1 protein-coding gene is annotated in these 1,150 nt (G+C 63.3%); it reads left to right on the top strand.

Going from position 1 to position 1,150, the window contains the following annotated elements:
* Positions 1–70: 70 nt before the first annotated feature.
* Positions 71–1,150, top strand: a 1,080-nt coding sequence (locus tag NKJ55_RS35390) for an ISAs1 family transposase (RefSeq protein WP_352453925.1), incomplete at its 3' end; no start/stop codon positions are given.

Below are 1,150 nucleotides of genomic sequence, written 5' to 3'. Positions count from 1 at the left end.
GGGCAGGGGAATCGCATATGGCGATTTTGGGGTTGAGTTTAGGCTGAGAAAGGATTCTTTGGAGAGGCAGTTGAGCGAAGGAGCGACTGCCATTTCCTGCCTTGAGAGCTACTTTGGCGCGGTGCCTGATCCACGCGCGCCCAACGCCACGCACCGGCTTGGCGACCTGATCGTGATGATGATCGCAGCAAGCCTGTGCGGCGCCAGCAATGCGACGGAATTTGCCCTGTTCGCGCAGGAGCGCAAGCAGGCGCTGTCGCGGCTGATCGACTATGACGCAGCTCCCAGCCACGACACCTTCTCGCGGCTGCTGCGTCTGCTCGACCCGGAGGCCTTTGGTCGCGCCTTTGCTGCCTTTGCCGCAGCTTTCGCCCGAGCCAGCCGAGAGACGCCCGAGGTGGTGTCGCTTGACGGCAAGGCTTTGCGGCGAGCCTACGAGAAGGGCTTGGCAGCCAGTCCGCCGTTGACGGTGTCGGCCTTCGCCGCCGAGACCCGGCTGTGCCTGGCGGCAGTCTCGCCGAGCGATGGTGAGAACGAAGTCGAGGCCGCGCTCAAAGTCGTCGAACTCATTGATCTTACGGGCAGATTGGTCACCGCCGACGCGCTCCACTGCCACACCCGCATGGCTGCGGCCATTACCCAAAGAGGTGGCGATTACCTGCTTGCGCTGAAGGGCAACCGTCGTCATTGGCTGCGCCGTGCCAACCTGCAACTGGCCGACGCCACCCCTTCCATTGCCGAGCGGACCGAGACCAGCCACGGCCGCAACGAGTGGCGGCAGGCCGAGATCGTGGCGGCGGCCGAGCCGCTGATGCCCGGCCACCTGGCCTTCATCCGCATCACCAGCCGACGCGATCAGGCCAAGCCGTTGATGCGCCTGTTCATGGCCTCCACGCTCATGTCGCCGCAGCGGGCGCTCGACCTCACTAGAGCTCATTGGCAGATCGAGAACGGCCTGCATTGGATGCTCGATGTCCATCTCGATGAGGATCTCAGCCGTGCCCGCAAGGACAATGCCCCCGCCAACACGGCCCTTCTCAATCGCCTCGCCAGAAACATCCTTCAGGCCGCCGATGCTGCCAAAGTTCCCATCAGCCATCGCATCAAGAAATGCGCCTGGAACGACGACTATCTCATCAATGCCATCACT

The organism is Mesorhizobium sp. M0106, from assembly GCF_040322715.1.
In the GTDB taxonomy this organism is placed as follows: Bacteria; Pseudomonadota; Alphaproteobacteria; order Rhizobiales; family Rhizobiaceae; genus Mesorhizobium.
Note: the sequence above shows the minus strand (reverse complement) of the source record. Positions and strands in the feature narration are given on the sequence as shown.